The organism is Kitasatospora sp. NBC_00240 (assembly GCF_026342405.1).
Lineage (GTDB): Bacteria > Actinomycetota > Actinomycetes > Streptomycetales > Streptomycetaceae > Kitasatospora.
On the sequence record NZ_JAPEMU010000001.1, the window covers coordinates 1,332,996 to 1,351,999 of the forward strand.

Genomic DNA, 19,004 nt, shown 5'->3' on the forward strand with positions numbered 1-19,004 from the left:
CGGCAGCCGGCCGGGCGGGTCTTCTCCGCTGCAGGCTCAGTCGCATCCCTTGATGCTGTCGGCCGTGATCGCCTCGGCGGTGTAAGGGCACTGGAAGCCGATCCAGCGCAGCTGCTCCCACAGTTGCGACCAGGGCTTCAGCGGTCCACGGCACACCATGAGCTTCTGGCCGTCGTCGGAGACCGGCAGGTCGTTGCTGTACTCGCCGCGCTCCTCGCAGGACCGGAAGAGCTGGCCGAACTGCTTGGGGTCGGCGCCGATGGTGATCACGGTCGTCTTGTCCTCGCCGGGCCGGCCGAAGTCGGCGTACGAGTTGTGGCCGCTGTACGCCTTCGGCAGCCCGTACGTCGGCCCCCACTTGTCGATCGCTCCGGCCTGACCGTAGTGGTTGCCGTAGATGACGGTGTGCGCCTGCTCCTCCGGCGGCAGCGACTGGTAGACGGCGCCCACCTGCCGGGTCATCTCGGGCCAGCCGACCTGGTCGAACTGGACGATGGCCAGGTCCTTGAGGACGGGCGTGTTCGCGTACGTGCCGATCGGGAGCACCGGCAGCAGCAGGATCGCGCAGCTCAGCGCGTTGAGCCCGGTCAGTGCGCCGATCACCGACAGCCGCGGGACGCTGCGCGCCCACCGGTCGACGACCACGGCTCCGGCGGCGAGCAGGACGTACTGCAGCGCGGTCGTGTAGGCACCCTGCCCGCCGATGACCAGCAGCACGACCACCATCAGCGGGTACGACCAGCCGACGAACCGGTAGGCGCGCCACTCGGGCCGGCGCAGCAGCGCGACCAGCCCCGCGATCCACACCGGGTTCAGGAAGAAGCCGATGAGCAGGAGCTGCATCGGGATGAAGGTGCTGCGGGACAGGCTCTCCAGCGCCTTGGACAGCGCGGCGCTCATCTCCAGCTGCGGCATCCCGTGCGTCACCTGCCAGATCAGCACCGGTGAGGCGATCACCGCGGCCACGCCGACCGCGGCCGGGAAGCGCCAGGTCCGGAACACCGCCCGCGGTCCGAAGGCGAGCAGACCGGCCCCCAGGCAGAGGAGCAGGAGAACCAGCAGGTACTTCGCGGTGAGGCCGACGCCGACCACCACGCCGATCGCCCACCACAGGCGGGTGTCGCCGGTGCGCACCATCCGGATCAGCAGCCAGGTCGCCGTGATCCAGGACAGCTCGTCCCAGTTGTTGGTGCCCATGATGTGGCCGGTGTACATGACCAGGCCCGAGGCGAACGCCATCAACCCCGCGAGCACCTGCGCCCGGGAGTTGGCGCCCAGCTCCCGGGCGATCAGCGGGGCGAGCAGCACCGCGACGGAGGCCAGCAGCGCCGGCACCACGCGGAAGCCGAAGAGGTTGTCCCCGAAGATCGCGATCTCGACCTTGGCGACGAGCGCGACGAGCGGTGGCTGGTCGATGTAGCCCCACGCGAGGTGGCTGCTCGCCACCCGGGTGTAGAGCTCGTCTATGTGGTATCCGTGCCGGGTGGCCAGCACCAGCAGGCACACCGTCATCGCGGCCGCGGTGAGCGAGACCGGCCGCCATGGCACGGGGGTCAACCCTTCAGGCGGCGTGGGCGCCTCTTGTTCCGAGGAAGCGGTCGCTGTCGCGAAGGCCATAAGGGACTCCCTGCCGTCGTGGCTCGCTGCCGTGCCGGATGCGTGACACGACCCAGCGCTCAAATATCGACGCAAGCACCGCTGTCCTCAACGAACTTGACCCGTGCCGACATTGCGCAGGCCGTGGCCCGCGCCAGGGGCGGCGACGCGGCTGGCCTCGGAGTTTCGTCCACGGGTCAACTTCGTGGCGACGCCCGCCCGGTCGCCGCAAGACTCGGTGGCCTCCACCGCCGTCACACCGGGAAGCCACGGCATGACCACTCCCCTGCTGAGCAACCGCAACTACCGCATCCTCTGGTCCGGCATGTTCCTGTCCGAGATGGCCGCCGAGATCGCGTACATCGCCTTCCCCCTGCTCCTGCTCGCCCACGGGGGCTCGGCGGCCGCGGTCTCCGGCGCCGCCGCGGTGCTCGCCGGTGCCCGGGCCCTGGTCAGCCTGCCCGCCGGGGCGCTGGCCGACCGGACGGACCGCAAGCGGGTGATGGTGGTGGCCCAGGGCGTCCGTACGGTGGCGATGCTCGGCGTCGCCGGCGCCGTCCTGCTGGGCCGCTGCCCGCTGTGGCTGGTCCTGCTGGTGGCGGCGGTCGAGGGCGCGGCCGCCGGCATCTTCGTACCGGCCGAGAACGCGGCCCTGCCCCAGGTCGTGCCGGAGAGCCTGCTGCCGCAGGCGTTGGCGCGCAACGCGGCCCGGCCGTTCGCCGCGCTGCTGATCGGTCCGGCGCTGGCCGGCTTCACGTTCGGGCTGCACGAGGTGCTGCCGTTCACGCTGAACACGTCGGTGCTGGCGGTGTCGTTCGTGGCGCTGGCGGCGCTGCAGCTGCCGAGCATCGCCGCCGGGCCCGGCGGCGGCGAGGAGAGCGCGGCTGCCGGCGCACCGCGGGCCGGCGGGTTCGGGCAGCTGCTGCGGATGCGGACCATCCGGGCGACGATGGCCTGGATCGTCGGCGTGAACCTCGCCTTCCACACCTTGGTGGTGCTCGTCCTGATCGTGTCGGGCGAGGACCACGTCGCGCCCGGCCAGATGGGCCTGATGATGACCTGCTTCGGCGCGGGCGGCCTGATCGGCGCCCTGGTCGCCGAGCGTCTGCACGCGGCGGCGCTGTCGCCGGCGGTGCTGGTCATCGGCTCGACCTGGGTCTTCGCCGCCGTCGCCGGTGCCATGGCGTACGCCCCGCGCGGCGTGCCGCTCGGAATCCTGCTGGGCGTGGCGGCGATGGCCATGCCGGTCGCCAACACGACCGTGATCACCTGCCAGCTGTCGGCCGTGCCCGACGGCCTGCGCGGACGCCTGTCCGGCCTGGTCGGCCTCGGCGCCGAACTGGCGGCCACGGCCGGTCCCGTCGTCGCCGGCGTGCTGGCCACCGGCACCCGGAGCGGCGCCGCCAGCATTCTCGGCGCGGCCGCGCTGCTGGTGGTGGTCGCCGCCGGCGCCACCCTGAGCCCGACCCTGCGCCGCCTCGCGCTGCCCCACCTGTCGGCCGCACCACAGCCGGCCCACTCCTGACCACCGACCACGGAGGAAGAAGATGCTGAAGCTGCAGTTGCGCGACGAGGACATCGTCGCGATCGAGAAGATCACCACGGAGGTCGCGGGGCGCTTCTCGTCCATCGAGGATCCCGCCCTGCACCGGGCCGCCCAGGTCCACGCACACGAATTGCCCCGCGAACTGCGGACGGCGCTGGTCGACTTCAAGCTGACCGAGCCGTCGGGCGTCCTGGTGGTGTCCGGACTGCCGGTCGACGACGCGGCGCTCGGGCCGACCCCGCCGGACTGGCGCGACAAGGCCGCGCCCGACGCGACGCTGCGCCTCGACATCCCGTTCCTGCTCATCAGCTGCCTGCTCGGCGAGCCGATCGGCTGGGCCACCCAGCAGGACGGGCGGGTCATGCACGACATCTTCCCGATCCGTGCCCACGAGCACGGCCAGATCGGCTGGGGAAGCGCGGAGACGCTCTCCTGGCACACCGAGGACGCCTTCCACCCCCTGCGCACCGACTACCTGGGCCTGATGTGCCTGCGCAACCCCGACGACGTGGAGACCACCTTCGCCGACATCGCCGACGTGCGGCTCGACGACGCGACGCGCGCGGCCCTGGCCCAGGAGCGTTTCAAGATCCTGCCGGACGACTCGCACCGTCCGCAGAACCAGGTCGCGGGCGGCCCGGAGGATCCCGAGGTGGCCGAGCTCAAGAGGCGCAGCGCCGAGCGGGTGGACGGCGCCCTGGCGTCCCCCGAGCCGGTCGCGGTTCTCTTCGGCTCGCCGAAGGATCCGTACCTGCGGCTGGACCCGTACTACATGCAGGGGGTGCAGGGTGAGGACGAGCAGCGGGCGCTGGATGTGATCGGCCAGGCCCTGGACGCGGCGATGGGCGGCGTTTCCCTGGCTCCCGGCGATATTGTTTTCATCGACAATTATCGTGTTGTTCACGGCCGTAAGCCTTTTCAGGCACGTTTCGACGGAACGGACCGCTGGCTGCGCCGCCTGAATATCACCCGCGATCTGCGAAAGTCCCGCCACACCCGCCTGTCGGCGGAGTCGCGGGTCGTCTACTGAAGATCATTCCCGGGCTTTCATGAAAACTGCGTGAACCGGGTCGAGCTTGCAGATGGAACTGATATGGATCCCGCGCGGGTCCGCGCCGGCGCTCGAGGACGACAAAGGTGATTCCTCTCCCGGTATTGATCTCCGAACGGATCGGAACAGGCCTCGCCCGACCGTCACCCCTCCGGTCGCGACACCTGGACCGGGCCGTGCGGGCGGGCGGCGCCGGACGCGGCATGACGGGCACGGCGGCCCTCGGGGCCGCCGTCGCCCAGGACGCTCCGGACGGTCGCCACAGGCCGATGTGACCGACGACACAGTCGGCCGCCGACATGGACACGCCGAACAGTAGCGCGATCTGTCGCAGCGTCAAATTTGTTTCCCGGTAAGCCAGAAGAGCGGAGCGAGGCGCTCCGCCGGGAGGCTCCACGACAGGCCGGACGCCCCTCGTCGCCGCCCCCGCGACGAGGTGGCGCGACCGGTCCGCACACGCGGCACCGCCCCGTCCCGACGGCGAGGACCCTCCGGGGCGGACCGGCCGTGATCACTCCGGCCGCACGGCAGAGCACCCCGGTCGCCGGCAGCGCCGGCACCGTCCCCCCACCCGATGCCCGGCGCGCCAGGGCGTCCCGGCAGCCCGAAGGTCGCCCGACAAGAGATCACGAAGCCCCACGCCACCCGGAATGACACGGTCCGGTCAAGATCGTAAGCCCCCGATCTTGCCATGGCTGGCAATGCGCGCTTAGGCTTCGGCGTGCAAAAGCGCATCAGATGTAACACGGGGGGTCGCAGTGTTGCGCATTCACGTAACCAGCGAAGACATTCAACGGTTAAGAATGGTGCATACCTTGGGACCGATGTCCGAAGCGGTCTTCGCGCTCCACCGCTTCGGGCGCGACCGGGCTCGCGGTGGCGTCGGTTGGCACAGGTTGGTACGTGAGCGTCTCGGCGACGATCTGCCCGCGGTGGACAAGGTCGTGTCCGAGTACCGGGTGGTTCCCGACCTCCTGTGGCTGCTGGGGCGGGACGGCGCCGACACGGCCTCGGTGCCCTCGGCCGTGCGCGCCCGGGCCCGAAGACTCGCCCAGGTGGTCCTGCTGTTCTGCTGCGCGGGCATCCTGCCCTACTGGTCGCGGATGCAGGCCCGGCTGGAGGTCGAGCGTGACGTGCGCGGGCGGATGGCCATCACCAACGGCATCGAGTTCCTGCTCGCCGGCCTGCACCCCAAGGTGACGTGGGAGTCCCCGGAGCTGCACATCGCCTCCGACCTCGACCTCGACATCAAGCTCGACGGGCGCGGCCTGATCCTGAGCCCCTCGCTCTTCCTCCCCGCGAAGACCTGCGTGTTCGTCCCCTCCGAGCGGCAGTCCGGCGTGCCCGCCCTCGTCTTCTCCGTGCCCCTGGACCTCAACGATCTGGAGTCGGCTCCCGAGGAGTCCGAGGTCGAGGGCGACCGGGCGCTGTCCGCGCTCGTCGGGGCCACCCGTGCGGCCGCCCTGCGCGCGCTGTCCGAGAGCGGCACCACCGGCGATCTGTCCGGCCGGCTCGGCATCTCCCTCTCCGGCGCGAGCAAGCAGGCCACCGTGCTGCGCGAGGCGGGTCTGATCACCACCTTGCGCAACCGCACCACCGCCATGCACACCCTGACCCCGCTCGGCCTGGCGCTCCTGCAGCGGGAGTTGCCCGCCGAGGTCGCCGACATCCTGGGCAGCCCCGGCAGCACTCGCGCGGGCGAGGGGCGGGGCGGGGCGGGGCCCCGCAGCCTCAGGGCATGACCCGGGTCTCGACCACGCGGCCCTCGGCCAGCAGCACCACCACGTCGGCCCGCTCCAGCGAGGCCAGATCGGCCGCCGAGGCCAGGACGCAGAGCCCCTGCCGGTCCACCAGATCGCGCAGCAGGTCCAGGACGGCCGCCGCGGCGGCGGGCGGAAGTCCGCCGGTGAGGTCGTCGGCGAGCAGCACGTCGGGGCCGTCGGCGATCGCGACCGCGACGGCGGCCGCGCGCTGCCGACCCTCCGTCAGGTCGAGTACCGGGGTGTCCAGTTCCTCCCACAGGCCGAGCCGATGCAGGGCCTCGCGCAGCTGTTCGGCCGCCTCGGTCGGCAGCCGGCCGAGCACCGAGGCGAGCGTGCCGACCGCCGCCAGCTGCTCCGTCAGCGGCCGGAGCCCGACATGCGCGAGCCGCAGGCCCTCGGCCAGCCGGACCTCGCCCGTCGTCAGCGGATCCAGCCCCGCGGCGCACCGCAGGACACAGGTCCGGCCCGAGGCGGCCGGCCCGGCCAGCGCCGTCCAGGTGCCGGCCTCGCAGGCGAACGTCACATTCTCGATGACGACTTCGGGCTCGACGCCATCGGCTCCGGTCAAGCCAACACGGGACAGCTGCAGAGCCGGACAACGGTCTGTCATGGTGATCTCTTTCAACGTTCGGGAGGTAGGTTGTGCAACCAGTCCGCCGTCCCCGTTCCACACCGGCGGAGGTGGGCCGATACTCTCCACCTCCGGTTCCTGACACTCGGTCTCAGTGGAATGGTAGGGCCCCCGGCGCTGCTGAGCCCATACCCTCAGCCGCAGGGAAAGAACTACAGCCTGCTGTAGTGCGCACCACAACCCGGTGTGCTCCGCCGGTCCGTGTCTGGGTGTCGCCGCTGCGGGCCACGGTCTACCTCCTCGGGGAGCTCGGCACCGCGGCCATGAGCCTCCTGTCGATCCTGCTGCTCTGCCACCCGAGTATGCGTCAGGCCTGGGCCGAGTGGCACCGGCAGCGGGCCGGTCGCCTGCTGGGGCGCCCGGTCCGCACGCAGAGCATCGCCCTGCCCCGGCTTCTGTACTGGCTCGGCCTGCACGTCACGCTCGGCCTCACCGGTGGGCTCGCCACGCTCCTCTGCCTCGGCAACGCGCTGCTGGTCGTGGTGACGCTGCCGCTGTCGTGGGCGTTCCCGGACCAGGGCGGCCCGACGACGGTGCTGGACGTCCCGGTCGCCGGCTGGCACGACGTGTTCGCCGGCCCGTCGCTGGGGACGATCGTGTTCACCGCCGGCTGCCTGGCGCTGCCGCCGCTCGCCACGGGCTACGCCCGGCTGACCCTCGCCGCGCTCTCCTCGTCGCGTGCCCAGCGACTCGCCGATCGCGTGGCCACGCTCACCCGCACCCGCAGTGACGCGCTGGAGGCGCACGGCGCCGAGCTGCGGCGGATCGAGCGGGACCTGCACGACGGCACCCAGGCACGGTTGGTGGCCGTGGCCATGCGGCTCGCGGTGGCCCGGCGGTGCCTCGACCACGACCCGGCCACCGTCGCCCGGATGCTCCACGAGGCGACCGACGTCACCGAGGAGGCGATGGTGGAGCTCCGCGAGGTGCTCCGCGGCATCTACCCGCCCATCCTCGCCGACCGCGGGCTGCAGGGGGCCCTGCGCACCGTCGCCGCCCGGGGCGGCGTGCCGGTCTCGCTCGACATCGGCGAGCTGCACCGGATCCCGGCGGCCATCGAGGCGGTCGCCTACTTCGTGGTCACCGAGGCGCTGACGAACGTGGCCAAGCACAGCCGGGCCACCGAGGCGGGGCTGAGGGTGTGGCACGCCGAGGACGTGCTCACCGTCGTGGTCACCGACAACGGCGTGGGCGGCGCGCGGGAGAACGGCGGCAGCGGGCTGGCCGGTCTCCGGGGCCGCGCGCAGGCTCTCGACGGCTACGTCACGGTCGTCAGCCCGGCGGGCGGCCCCACCACCATCACCGTGGAGCTGCCGTGCGGATAGTCATCGCGGAGGACAACGTCCTGCTCGCCACCGGCCTGGAGCTGCTGCTCACCAGTTACGGCCACGAGGTGGCCGAGGTCGCCACCGACGCCGAGGGGTTCCTGGCCGCGGTCGAGCGGCACCGCCCGGCCGTCACCCTCGTCGACGTGCGGCTGCCGCCGCGGTTCCGGGACGAAGGGATCCGGGCCGCGATCGAGGCCCGGCGGGTCCGTCCCGGGCTGCCGGTCCTGGTCCTGTCCCAGTACGTGGAGCAGACGTACGCGTCCGAGCTGCTCTCCGACAGCGGGGGCGGCGTCGGCTACCTGCTGAAGGACCGCATCAGCCGGGTCGACGAATTCCTGGAGGCGCTCGGCCGGGTGGCCGCCGGCGGCACGGCGCTCGACCCCGACGTGGTGAGCCAGTTGCTCGCCAGGCGGACCCGGCCGCTGTCCACCCTCACCCGACGGGAGCGGGAGGTCCTGGCGCTCATGGCGGAGGGGCACGACAACGCCACGCTGGCCACCAAGTTGTCCATCAGCGACAACGCCGTGCACAAGCACATCGGCAACATCTTCGCGAAGTTCGAGCTCACCGAGACCGATGCCGGCCATCGGCGGGTCCGGGCCGTGCTGACCTACCTGGATGCGTCCTGACGGCTTCGCAGGCACGACAGAGCGGCGGACCCGGTCGTCGACCGGGCCCGCCGCTCCGGGGGCGTGCTACTGCTGCCGGACGCAGAGCCTCCCGGTGATCTGCACCCGGTCGACGTCACCGGTCGCCGGGTCCCGCAGGAACCGCCCGAGGTAGGGCATCGCCGCCCGCGAACCGCCGTCCGACGGCGTCCGGAAGGAGAGGTCCGGGCCGACGACGAGCCGGACCGGCGCCGCTCCGGCGACCGAGAGCAGGAGTTCACCGTCGCCGGCGGCCTGGGCCCGGCACGACCAGTCGCCGTTCACGTAGAGGCCCGCGCACCCCGTGGGCGCCGGCACGGACTCGCCGGCGCCCGGGTCCCGCGGATGGTCGCCGACCTCCAGGCCGGTTTCGCCGAGCCGCCCGAGCAGCGACTCCCACAGCCGCGCGCCGGTGCTGCCGTTGGCGGTCAGCGCCACCACCGTCCCCGTCGACGGGTTGGCGCGCAGGTGGCTCCACGCGCCGTCGCCGGTGCCGTCGTGGCCGAACCAGGGCCCGTACCACGACCATCCGGCGCCCCAGCCGCCCGCCAGCCCGTAGGCGTCCACGGCGAGCCCCGCCGTGACGTCCTCGCGCATCGATCGCGCCGTCGCGGCGTCCAGCAGGGCCGCGCCCGGACCGAGGCCCAGGTGCGCGGCCCCGAACACCGCGAGGTCGCGGGCGGAGGCCCGCAGACCGGCGGCCGGGTCCTCCAGGGGCGGGACGGACTGCTCCTGGATGGGCCGGGGCGCGGCGTCCGGGCGGACCAGATGGCCCGAGGCGGTCGGCGCCGCGGCGTCGTGCCCCAGGGGGCGCAGCAGCATCGAGTGCGCGGCCTCCGTCCAGTCCAGCCCGGTGATCTCCTCGACCAGGCGGCCGGCGATCAGGTAGCCCGGGTTGGAGTAGGAGAAGGCCGCCCCCGGCTCGTGCACGGCCAGTTCGGCCGCGTGGCGGGCGAGCCAGCGGGCGCGGGTGGTCCCGGGGGGCAGCTCGGCGGTGTTGGCCGCCAGGCCCGCGGTGTGGCTGAGCACCTGCCGCAGGGTGAACTGCGGGCCCGCGCGCAGCTCGCCCAGCTGCTCCGACAGGGGCTCGTCCAGGTCGGCGTCGCCGTCGGCGACCAGCAGGGCCGCGAGGGTCGCGGTGAACGGCTTGGTGAGCGAGCCGAGCGGGAACGCGGTCGCGTCCGTCACCGGCCGCCCCGATCCGGCCTCCTCCTCACCGGTCTCCGCGGTGAGGAGGAGGCCGTCGCGCCAGATCGCCAGCTGGGCGCCGGGCACGCCGTGCCGGAGCGCGAGCTCCGTCAGCAACTCGTTCACCGGGCGTCCTCCGCCCCGAGAGCCGGGTCGCACAGGCGGGCGATCGACCGCAGCGCCGCCACGAGTTCGGCGCCGACCCGCGCGATCGTCTCGGGCTCGTGCAGGTTGACCGAGTAGTGCAGGTCGAAGCCGAGCCGGCCGCCCTCGACCGCGCCGACCACCTCCAGCGCCTGCACGACCCGCTCGCGCTCGTCCTGTTCCTGGCCGATCGAATCGTGGAAGGCGTGGAACAGCGAGCGGTCGGCCGTCTGCGTGATCTCCTCGGTCTGGCTGTGGTAGTTGAACAGCACCGCCGGCGGCGTGTGTTCCACGGGCGGCGTGCCGCCCCCGCCGAGGTGGCGCAACGGGCCGTAGCCGAGCCCGTTGCCGGGAACGGCGCGCAGGCAGCGGCGCACCGACCGCACGACGGCGGGCCAGTCGGCCTCGCCGTCCGTCCGTCCGGGCACCTCCAGCGCGACGGGGTAGGAGCTGGTGAACCACCCGACGGTGCGGGAGAGGTCGATGTCGTCGAAGATCTCCTCACGCCCGTGGCCCTCCATCTCGATCACCAGCCGGTCGTCACCGGACCAGCGGCACATCGTCCGGGCCAGCGCGGCGAGCAGCACGTCGCTGACCCGGGCCCGGAACCTGCCCGGCGCCACGTGCAGCAGCACCGCGGTCTCGTCCTGCTCCAGCCGTACCGGCAGGATCCGCCGCGAGGACACCACGTTCGGTCCTGGGCCGTCGGTCGGCAGCGGCTCGGCCTCGGGCACCGCGTCCCAGTGGGCGCTCTGGTCGGCGAAGCCGCCGCCGGCCGCGTGCGCCGCGAGCCGGGTGGCCCACTGCCGGAACGAGGTGGTCTTGGCACCCAGATCGATCACCTCGCCGCCGAGGGCCTGCCGGTACGCGAGGTCCAGGTCGTGGTTGAGGATCCGCCACGACACCGCGTCGATCACGAGGTGGTGCACGGTCAGGTGCAGGTGCGCCCGCCGGCCCGGGCCGAGGTCGAACAGGACCGCCCGCAGCAGCGGCCCGGCCGCCAGGTCGAAGCCCCCGTCGGCCGCCACGGCGAGCCGGTTCATGACCGGGGGCAGCTCCTCGTCGGGCAGCCCCGAGAGGTCGTGGCGCTCGAACAGCTCGCCGGTCTCGGCCGCGGCGTTCCGCGGCGACCGGCGGCCCCGCTCGTCGCTCGGGTACCGCGTCCGCAGCGCGTCGTGGTGCGCGACGACCGCCGTGATCGCGGCCCGCAGCGCCGCCTCGTCGGTGTCCGCCGCCAGCTCGACGTGGATCGACTGGGCGAAGTGCTGCGGGGCGACCGTGTTGCGCGCGAAGAACTCGTGCTGGATCGCGGTGAGCGGCAGCTCGCCGGCCTCGGCCTCCTGGGTCGCGACGACCTGGCGGTCCTGGCCGGCGGCGGCGACGAGCTGCTCGACGGTCGAGTGGCGGAACAGGTCGCTGGAGGAGACCTGCAGGCCCGCCCGGCGGCTCTTGAACACGACCTGGATGCTGAGGATCGAGTCGCCGCCGAGGTCGAAGAAGTCGTCGGTCACCCCGACCCGCTCCACGCCGAGCACCTCCGCCCAGATCGCGGCCATCGTGCGCTCGTCGTCGGTGCGCGGCTCCACCGAGGCCCGGCCGGCGGCCGAGGCCGCGGGCTCCGGCAGGGCGCGGCGGTCGACCTTGCCGTGCGCGGTGAGCGGTAGCCCGTCCATCCGGACGAACGCTGCCGGAACCATGAACTCGGGCAGGCGGGCGGCGAGGTACGCGGTCAGTTCGGCCGGGTCCTGCTCGGAGACGACGTACCCGACCAGGCGCCGGCGGCCCGGCTGGTCCTCGCGGACGACGACGGCCGCCCCTGCCACGTCCGGGTGCCGGGCGAGCGCCTGCTCGATCTCCCCGAGCTCGATGCGGTAGCCGCGCAGCTTCACCTGGTCGTCGCTGCGGCCGACGAATTCGAGCGTGCCGTCCGGGCGCCAGCGCATCAGGTCACCGGACCGGTACATCCGGGCACCCGGCGCCCCGAAGGGGTCCGGCAGGAAGCGTTCGGCGGTCAGCCCGGGCCGGTCCCGGTAGCCCCGGCACACGCCGTCCCCGGCGAGGTAGGCCTCCCCCGTCACCCCCACCGGCACCACCTGCAGGTCCTGGTCGAGCAGGTAGACCCGGGCGTCCGCGGTCGGCCGGCCGATCGAGACGGTCCGTCCGGGCGGCCCGCCGCGCTCGACCGGGAAGCAGGTCGTGGTCACCGAGCACTCGGTGGGCCCGTACTCGTTGATGATCTCCAGGTCGGGCAGCCGGTCGAGGACGCGTGCGCAGTGCGCCGCGGACAGCGCCTCGCCGCCGACCACGACCCTTCGCAGCCCCGCGAGGATCCCCGGGTCCGTGTCGGCGACGGCGTGGAAGAAGCCCGCCGCGAACGAGATGGCCTCCACCTCGTTCTCGCCCAGGAACTTGTCGAGTTCGTCGACCGAGTGGAAGTCGCCGGGCGGCACGGCCAGGCACGCGCCGCTCAGCAGCGCCTGCCACAGCTCGTTCTGCGCGGCGTCGAACGAGATCGAGTGGTGCTGGGCGAGCCTGGTGGCCTCGCCGAAGGTGTGGTCGCCCGCGGCGTGCACGAGGCGGACCAGGCCGCGGTGGGTGACCATGCTGGCCTTGGGCGTGCCGGTCGAGCCCGAGGTGTAGACGAGCACCGCGATGTTGTCCGGCGCGGCGCTCGAGGGCGGCGGCCCGACGACGGGCCCCGGCCGCAGATCGTCGACCAGCAGCGTCTCGGCGCCGCTCGGCGGCAGGACGGGCGCGAGCGCGGCGCTGGTCAGCATCACCGGCACGGCCGCGTCACGGATCAGGAAGGCGAGGCGCTCCGCCGGGTACCCCGGGTCGATCGGCACGTACGCGCCGCCGGCCTTGAGGACGGCGATCATGGCGGTGACCCGCTCGGCGCCACCCGGCAGGCAGATGCCCACCGCGACCTCCGGGCCGACGCCCCGGCCGACCAGCTCGTGGGCCAGCCGGTCGGCGCGGGCGTCCAGTTCGGCGTAGCTGAGCCGGACGTCGCCGGCGACGACCGCGGGCCGGTCCGGGTGCTCGCGCGCGACGTCCGCGAAGAGCTCGTGCAGGCACCGCTCGGGGTAACCGGACGGGGTGCCGTTGAACTCCTCGATCAGCTGGTCGTGTTCGGCGCCACGGACCAACGGCAGGTCCCGCAGGGTGGTGCCGGGCGGCGCCACCATCGCGTCGAGGATGCCGAGCAGATGACCGGCGAAGCGGTCCGCGGTGGCGTCGTCGAACAGGCGCGGGTCGTAGCCGAGCCGCATGTGGAGCCCGTCCACCAGGTGCGCCACGCAGGTGAGCGGGAAGTTCGACGTCTCCAGGCCCGCCAGCGACCGCACCCCCAGCCCGTGGCGCTCGGCGGCGTGCTCGTCGTACGGGAAGTTCTCGAAGACCACGCAGCTGTCGAAGAGGTCGGTGCCGGCCGGGATCCCGGCCCAGTGCCGCACCTGGGCGAGCGAGACGTACTCGTACTGGCGGCCGTCGACCTGCTGCTCCTGGATCTCGCGCAGCCAGGCGCGCAGGTCGCTGCCGGGCGAGACGGTCAGCCGGGCGGGCAGGGTGTTGATGAAGAGGCCGACCATCTCGTCCGACCCCGGCAGGTCGGCGGGCCGACCGCCCACCGTCGTGCCGAAGCAGACCTGCCGGTCGCCGCTGTAACGGGACAGCAGCAGGGCCCAGGCCCCCTGGATCAGGGTGTTGACGGTGACCCGGGCCTCCCGGGCGAAGCCCTCCAGCCGCCCGGTCTCCTCCGCCGTGAGCACGAGGTCGAGGTGGCCGGTGTCGCGGGACTGGTGCGAGCGCATCGGCACCCGGTCGAACGGCAGCGCGGTGGGCCCGGAGAACCCGGCGAGCAGATCGGTCCAGTACTTCTGCGCCGATGCGGTGTCCTGCTCGCCGAGCCAGCGCACGTACTCGCGGAACGGACGGCGCGGGCGCGGCGCCGCGACCTGGCGGCCACCGAGCGCGGCGTGCTCCGCGAAGACCTCGCCGAGCACGTCGGCCATGCTCCAGCCGTCGAGCAGCAGGTGGTGCGAGGAGCAGCGCAGGTGGACGGTGGACGCGCCGAGCCGGGCCAGGTGCAGCCGCAGCAGCGGCGGCCGCGACAGGTCGAGCGGTTCGCCCGGGGTCTCGGCCAGCAGGCGGATGCGCTCCTGCTGCCGGGCCTCGGTCAGCTCCGACCAGTCCTCGACGACGACGGGCACGGTCACGTCCCGGTGGACCACCTGCAGGGGGCGGCCGCTCTCGGCCTCGGCGATCGCCGTGCGCAGCACGGGCGTGCGGTCGACGACCCGCTGCCACGCCTCGGCCAGCAGGGCGGGGTCGGTGACGCCGTCGAGGACCAGCCCGAGGTGGGTGAAGTAGATGTCGTCCTCGTGCGCGTCGAGCGAGTGGAACAGCAGGCCGCTCTGCATCGGCGTGAGCGGGTAGACGTCCTCGACCGTGCGGCCGTCCCCGGCGATCCGGTCGACGCCGGCCTGGTCGAGCCCGGCGAGCGGGAAGTCGGACGGGGTGCAGCCGCCGGCCCGGGCGCAATGCGCCACGATCTCGGCGAGCGCGGCGGTGAACCGCGCCGCGAGGCCGGCGATCGTCGTCTCGTCGTGCAGCGCGGCCGAGTACTCCCAGGAGAACTCGAGCCGGCCGTCGCGGACCATCCCGGTGACCTCCAGGAGGTTCGGGCGGGCCAGGTCCGGGCTGCGGTCGGGTGCCGGGCTGGGCCGCCAGCCGCGCAGCAGGCCGTCGCCGGTGGCCACGTCGAAGTGGCCGTGGTAGTTGAAGCCGATCCGGCAGCGGCCGCCGCCCAGCCCGGCGCCGTCGGTCAGGTAGCGCAGGGCGCCGTACCCGATTCCGGCTTCGGGGACGGCGCGCAGGGTCTCCTTGACGGCCTTGAGCCGGGTGCCCCAGTCGTCGCCCGGCACCGGCAGCACGACCGGGAAGAGCGTGGTGAACCAGCCCGCCGTGCGGGACAGGTCGACGTCGTCGAAGAGGTTCTCGCGGCCGTGGCCCTCCAGCTCGACCGCGACGGCCTCGCCGCCGGTCCAGTCGGCCAGCACCGCCGCGAGCGCCGTCAGCAGCACGTCGTTGATCTGGGTGCGGTACGCCGCCGGCACGTCCCGCAGCAGCGCCCGGGTCAGCTCGGCGTCGAGACCGGCCTCGACCGTGCGGGCGTCCGCGAGGGTGTCCGGCGCCGTGCGGTCGACCGGCAGCGGCGGGCACGCGGCGGACGCCGCCTCGACGGCCTGCCAGTACGGCCGCTCACGGTCGAAGCGGCCGGAGCCGGCCGCCTCGGTCAGCCGCTGCGACCACTCCCGGAACCCGGTGGACTTCTCCGGCAGGCCGACCCGCAGGCCCTGCGCCGCCTGCCCGTAGGCGAGCTCCAGGTCGGAGAGCAGCACCCGCCAGGTGACCCCGTCGACGACGAGGTGGTGCACCGTGACGAACAGCCGGTCGGGCTCGGGCGCACCGGTGAGGAGCACCGCGCCGAGCAGCGGCCCGGCGTCGAGCCGGAAGCCGGTCTGGGCCGCCGTGACCGCCTCGCGGACCGCCTGCTCGCGGGCGGTCCGGTCGAGGCCGGACAGGTCGACCCGGCGGAACGGCTCGCCCGCCTCGGCGCTCGCGCAGTGCTGCCGCCAGCCGCCGTCGGTGCGGACGGCGCGCAGCCGCAGCGCGTCGTGGTGGTCGAGCAGCGCCGTCACCGCCGTGCGCAGGGCGGCCGGATCGGTGCCGGGCGCGAGCTCGACGAACATCGACTGGTTGAAGTGGCGGGCGCCCTCGGGGTACTGCTCGAAGTACCAGCGCTGCACCGGGGTGAGCGGCACCTCCCCGACCGCGCTGGTGGCCGCCTGCGGCGCGGCCGCGCGGTCCACCTCCTGGACGACGGCGGCCAGGTCGGCGACGGTCTGGTGCAGGAAGATCTGCTTGGCGGTCAGCCGCAGGCCGGCCCGCCGTGCCTTGGACACGACCTGCAGCCCGACGATCGAGTCGCCGCCGAGCTCGAAGAAGTTGTCGTCGACACCGACCGCGCCGGGCGGCAGGCCCAGCACCTCGGCCCAGATCGCGGCGAGTGCGGATTCGGTGGGGTTGCGCGGCGCCACGTGCGTCCCGGTGGCGTGGTCGGTGGTCGCCGGCGCGGGCAGCTCCTTGCGGTCGAGGGTGCCGCTCGGTGTCATCGGAAGCTCGTCCAGGACGACCAGGGCGGAGGGGACGGCCGGGTCGGGCACGATCCCGGCGAGGAAGGCGCGCAGCTCGGTGAGGGTGGGCGCGGCGCCGTCCGCGACCAGGTAGCCGACGAGCCGGTCGCGGCCCACCGGGTCGGGCCGCACCGCGGCGGCGGCGGCCGTGACGCCGGGGTGGCGCAGCAGGGCCGCCTCGACCTCGCCGAGCTCCACCCGGAAGCCGCGGATCTTGACCTGGTCGTCCGCGCGGCCGAGGTACTCCAGGTTGCCGTCGGGCCGCCAGCGCCCGATGTCGCCGGTGTGGTAGAGCCGCCCGCCGGTGAACGGGTCGTCGGTGAAGCGCTGGGCGGTGAGCTCGGGCCGGTTCCAGTAGCCCTGCGCGACGCCGTCGCCGCCGATGCAGATCTCGCCGGGCACGCCGACGGGGACGGGGCGCAGCCGGTCGTCGAGCACGTAGGTGCGGGTGTTGCTCAGCGGCCGGCCGATCGGCACCACCGCCGTGCCGATCGGCTCACCGGCCCGCAGCTGGTACGTGGTGGAGTCCACGGTGGTCTCGGTGGCGCCGTAGTTGTTGGTGACGACGGCCTCGGGCGGGAGCACCGCCAGGGTCGCGGCGGCGTCGTCGGCCAGCCATGCCTCCGAACCGACCGCGAGGACCCGCAGCGAGTCCGCACGGCTGCCGGTCCAGGACAGTTCCTGGGCGACGGCCTTGGCCAGCGACGGGGTGGTCACCAGCAGCTGCGGCCGGGTCTCGGTGATCAGCGCGGCCAATGCGGGCGGGTCGGCGATCACCTCCGCCGGGCAGATCACCATCTCGCCGCCGTACATCGCGGACATCAGGAAGTCGCCGAGGAACAGGTCGACGGCGAGGCTGGACACCGACAGGGAGCGGCCCCGCAGCGCGGTCAGGCCGTAGCGGGCGTCCCAGGCGCGCATCATGTGGCTCGCGTTGCGGTGGCTGACCATCACGCCCTTGGGGCGGCCGGTCGAGCCGGAGGTGTAGACGACGTACGCGAGGTCGTCCGGCCCGGCGGCCGTGGTGGGCGGCGTGGCGGGGTGGCGGAGAATCGCGTCCTGGTCGGTGTCGAGCCGGATGGTGATCCGGTCGCCGTCGCCCGCCGTCGCCGAGTCGGTGATCAGCACCGGGGCGGCGGCGTCGCCGAGCAGCATGGCCAGCCGCTGCTCGGGGTGCTCGGGGTCGAGCGGCACGAAGGCGCCACCGGCCTTCAGCACGGCCAGCAGTGCGACCATCGCGTCCACGCCGCGCTCGAGGCGGACGCCGGTCAGCACGCCCGGCCGGACGCCGGCCGCGACCAGGTGGTGCGCGAGCCGGTTGGAGCGCACGGCCAGTTCGGCGAAGGTGAGCCGCCGGCTGCTGTCGCTCACCGCGACGGAGTCGGGCGTCCGGGCCGCCTGCTCGTCGAAGATCTGGTGCAGGGTCCGCTCGGCCGGTGCCGGGGCGGCCGGGGCCTGCCAGTCGACGGTGAGGGTGCGCAGCTCGTCGGGCGGCAGCATGGACAGACCGGCGAACGGCGCCTCGGGCCGGTCGGTCACCGCGCGCAGCAGGGTGACGAGGTGACCGCCGAGCCGCTCGACGGTCGCCCGGTCGAAGAGGTCGGTGCTGTACTCCAGGTAGCAGACGAGCGAGGAGGCGTCCTCGTAGAAGTCGAAGGTGAGGTCCAGCTTCGCGACGTCGACCGCCGGCTGGATCTCGGTGACCTCCAGGCCCCGGAAGGCCGGCAGCGTGTCGGCCATGTTCTGCAGGTTGACCATCACCTGCACCAGCGGCGGCCGGGACGCGTCCCGGTCCGGCCGCAGCGTGTCGACCAGGCGCTGGAAGGGGACCTCGTCGTGGGCGAAGGCCTCCAGCAGGCCCGTGCGCACCCGGCCGAGCAGCTCCGTGAACGACAGCGACTCCTCCACCTGGGAGCGCAGCACCACCGTGTTGATGAAGGAGCCGATCAGGTTCTCCAGCTCGGGCCGGTTCCGGCCCAGGGTGACGGTACCGACCGACACGTCGGGTTCGCCGCTGTACCGGGCCAGCAGCACCTTCGTGACGGTGACCAGGGCCATGAACAGGGTCGCGTCACGCCCACGGCTCAGCTCCCGCAGCCGGCCCAGCACGTCGGCGGGGATCTCCACCGGCAGGGTCGCGCCCGCGGGGGTGCGGACGGGTGGCCGCGGCCGGTCGGTGGGCAGGTCGGCCGTGCGCATCCCGGTGAGCCGGTCGCGCCAGTAGCCGAGCTGGTCGTCGAGGTCGGCGGAGCGCTCGCGTTCCCAGTGGGCGAAGTCGGCGTACTGCACGGGCAGCGGCGGCAGGGCGGCGGGGACGCCGCCGACCGCCGCGTCGTAGGCGGCGGCCAGCTCGCCGAGCAGCGGCCCGGTCGACCAGCCGTCGCAGACGATGTGGTGCATGGCCAGGACGAGCACGTGCTCGCGGGCGTCCACGCGCAGCAGGGTGGCCCGCAGCAGGGGGCCCCGGCGCAGGTCGAACGGGGTGTTGAGCTCCGCCGCGAGGAAGCGCTCGACGGTGCGCCCGGCGTCGGGGCCCGAGACGTCGACGGTCGGCAGCGGCCGGTCGGCGTACTCGTGCACGACCTGGACGCCGCGCCCGTCGAGCGCGTCGAACGTGGTGCGCAGCGTCTCGTGCCGGCGCACGACCTGGTCGAGTGCGGCGCCGAGCGCCGCGGCGTCGAGCTCGCCGCGCAGCCGCAGCGCGCGCAGCGCGTTGTACTCGGCGCTGTCCGGTTCCAGTTCGGCCTGGAACCAGAGCCGTTCCTGCGCCGAGGACATCGGCGGCGGGGCGTCGCGGGGGGCGGTGGGGATCGGCCGGTCCACGGGTGCGGACTCGCCGGCGAGGCGGCGCAGCAGCTCCGCCCGCAGGTGCGCCGGTACGGACGCGAACTTCTCGTCGGACTGGGTCATCAG

The 19,004-nt window shown here is 73.6% G+C and carries 9 protein-coding genes and 1 pseudogene; 5 read left to right on the top strand and 5 right to left on the bottom strand.

All coding sequences use genetic code 11. The features are described from left to right. Positions 1 to 36 precede the first annotated feature (36 nt). Positions 37 to 1,548: a glycosyltransferase family 39 protein gene (locus OG689_RS05575; RefSeq protein WP_266318260.1), complete on the bottom strand. Its 1,512-nt coding sequence runs from the start codon at positions 1,546 to 1,548 to the stop codon at positions 37 to 39. 322 nt (positions 1,549 to 1,870) lie between these two features. On the opposite strand from OG689_RS05575, the gene OG689_RS05580 reads away from it, so the two are divergent. Together OG689_RS05580 and gntD are read left to right on the top strand one after the other, a co-directional pair. Then, positions 1,871 to 3,121, top strand: a complete 1,251-nt coding sequence (locus OG689_RS05580; RefSeq protein WP_266318261.1) for an MFS transporter — start codon at positions 1,871 to 1,873, stop codon at positions 3,119 to 3,121. 22 nt (positions 3,122 to 3,143) lie between these two features. Next, positions 3,144 to 4,172: a guanitoxin biosynthesis L-enduracididine beta-hydroxylase GntD gene (gntD, locus tag OG689_RS05585; protein WP_266318262.1), complete on the top strand. Its 1,029-nt coding sequence runs from the start codon at positions 3,144 to 3,146 to the stop codon at positions 4,170 to 4,172. Between the two features lie 286 nt (positions 4,173 to 4,458). Here the strand turns inward: gntD and OG689_RS05590 are convergent. Then, a pseudogene (locus OG689_RS05590) lies at positions 4,459 to 4,551 on the bottom strand (IS5/IS1182 family transposase); the annotation flags it as partial. Positions 4,552 to 5,017: 466 nt separating this feature from the next. Between OG689_RS05590 and OG689_RS05595 the strand changes: the two are divergent. Beyond that, on the top strand, positions 5,018 to 5,935 hold the full coding sequence (locus tag OG689_RS05595; protein ID WP_266318263.1) for an ArsR family transcriptional regulator: 918 nt from the start codon (positions 5,018 to 5,020) through the stop codon (positions 5,933 to 5,935). Here OG689_RS05595 and OG689_RS05600 read toward each other — a convergent pair. Continuing rightward, on the bottom strand, positions 5,925 to 6,524 hold the full coding sequence (locus OG689_RS05600; RefSeq protein ID WP_266318264.1) for an ATP-binding cassette domain-containing protein: 600 nt from the start codon (positions 6,522 to 6,524) through the stop codon (positions 5,925 to 5,927). The two genes, OG689_RS05595 and OG689_RS05600, sit on opposite strands and share 11 nt — an antisense overlap. 230 nt (positions 6,525 to 6,754) lie before the next feature. Between OG689_RS05600 and OG689_RS05605 the strand changes: the two genes are divergently transcribed. Together OG689_RS05605 and OG689_RS05610 are read left to right on the top strand one after the other, a co-directional pair. Beyond that, on the top strand, positions 6,755 to 7,912 hold the full coding sequence (locus tag OG689_RS05605; RefSeq protein ID WP_266318265.1) for a sensor histidine kinase: 1,158 nt from the start codon (positions 6,755 to 6,757) through the stop codon (positions 7,910 to 7,912). After that, the gene (locus OG689_RS05610) at positions 7,903 to 8,544 is read left to right on the top strand and encodes a response regulator transcription factor (protein ID WP_266318266.1); all 642 of its coding nucleotides are present in this window, start codon (positions 7,903 to 7,905) and stop codon (positions 8,542 to 8,544) included. Before OG689_RS05605 ends, OG689_RS05610 begins: the two co-directional genes overlap by 10 nt. A 66-nt stretch (positions 8,545 to 8,610) precedes the next feature. On the opposite strand, the gene OG689_RS05615 is transcribed toward OG689_RS05610, so the two are convergent. Together OG689_RS05615 and OG689_RS05620 are read right to left on the bottom strand one after the other, a co-directional pair. Further along, the gene (locus tag OG689_RS05615; RefSeq protein WP_266318267.1) at positions 8,611 to 9,876 is read right to left on the bottom strand and encodes a serine hydrolase domain-containing protein; all 1,266 of its coding nucleotides are present in this window, start codon (positions 9,874 to 9,876) and stop codon (positions 8,611 to 8,613) included. Further along, complete coding sequence (locus tag OG689_RS05620) at positions 9,873 to 19,001, bottom strand: non-ribosomal peptide synthetase (RefSeq protein ID WP_266318269.1); 9,129 nt, start codon at positions 18,999 to 19,001, stop codon at positions 9,873 to 9,875. Before OG689_RS05620 ends, OG689_RS05615 begins: the two co-directional genes overlap by 4 nt. Positions 19,002 to 19,004: the final 3 nt, after the last annotated feature.

What these genes read in the sequence shown, in the direction of transcription:
- OG689_RS05580 (WP_266318261.1), top strand. Translation starts at nt 1,871, where the DNA reads ATGACCACTCCCCTGCTGAGCAACCGCAACTACCGCATCCTCTGGTCC.
- gntD (WP_266318262.1), top strand. Translation starts at nt 3,144, where the DNA reads ATGCTGAAGCTGCAGTTGCGCGACGAGGACATCGTCGCGATCGAGAAG.
- OG689_RS05595 (WP_266318263.1), top strand. Translation starts at nt 5,018, where the DNA reads ATGTCCGAAGCGGTCTTCGCGCTCCACCGCTTCGGGCGCGACCGGGCT.
- OG689_RS05620 (WP_266318269.1), bottom strand. Translation starts at nt 19,001, where the DNA reads ATGACCCAGTCCGACGAGAAGTTCGCGTCCGTACCGGCGCACCTGCGG.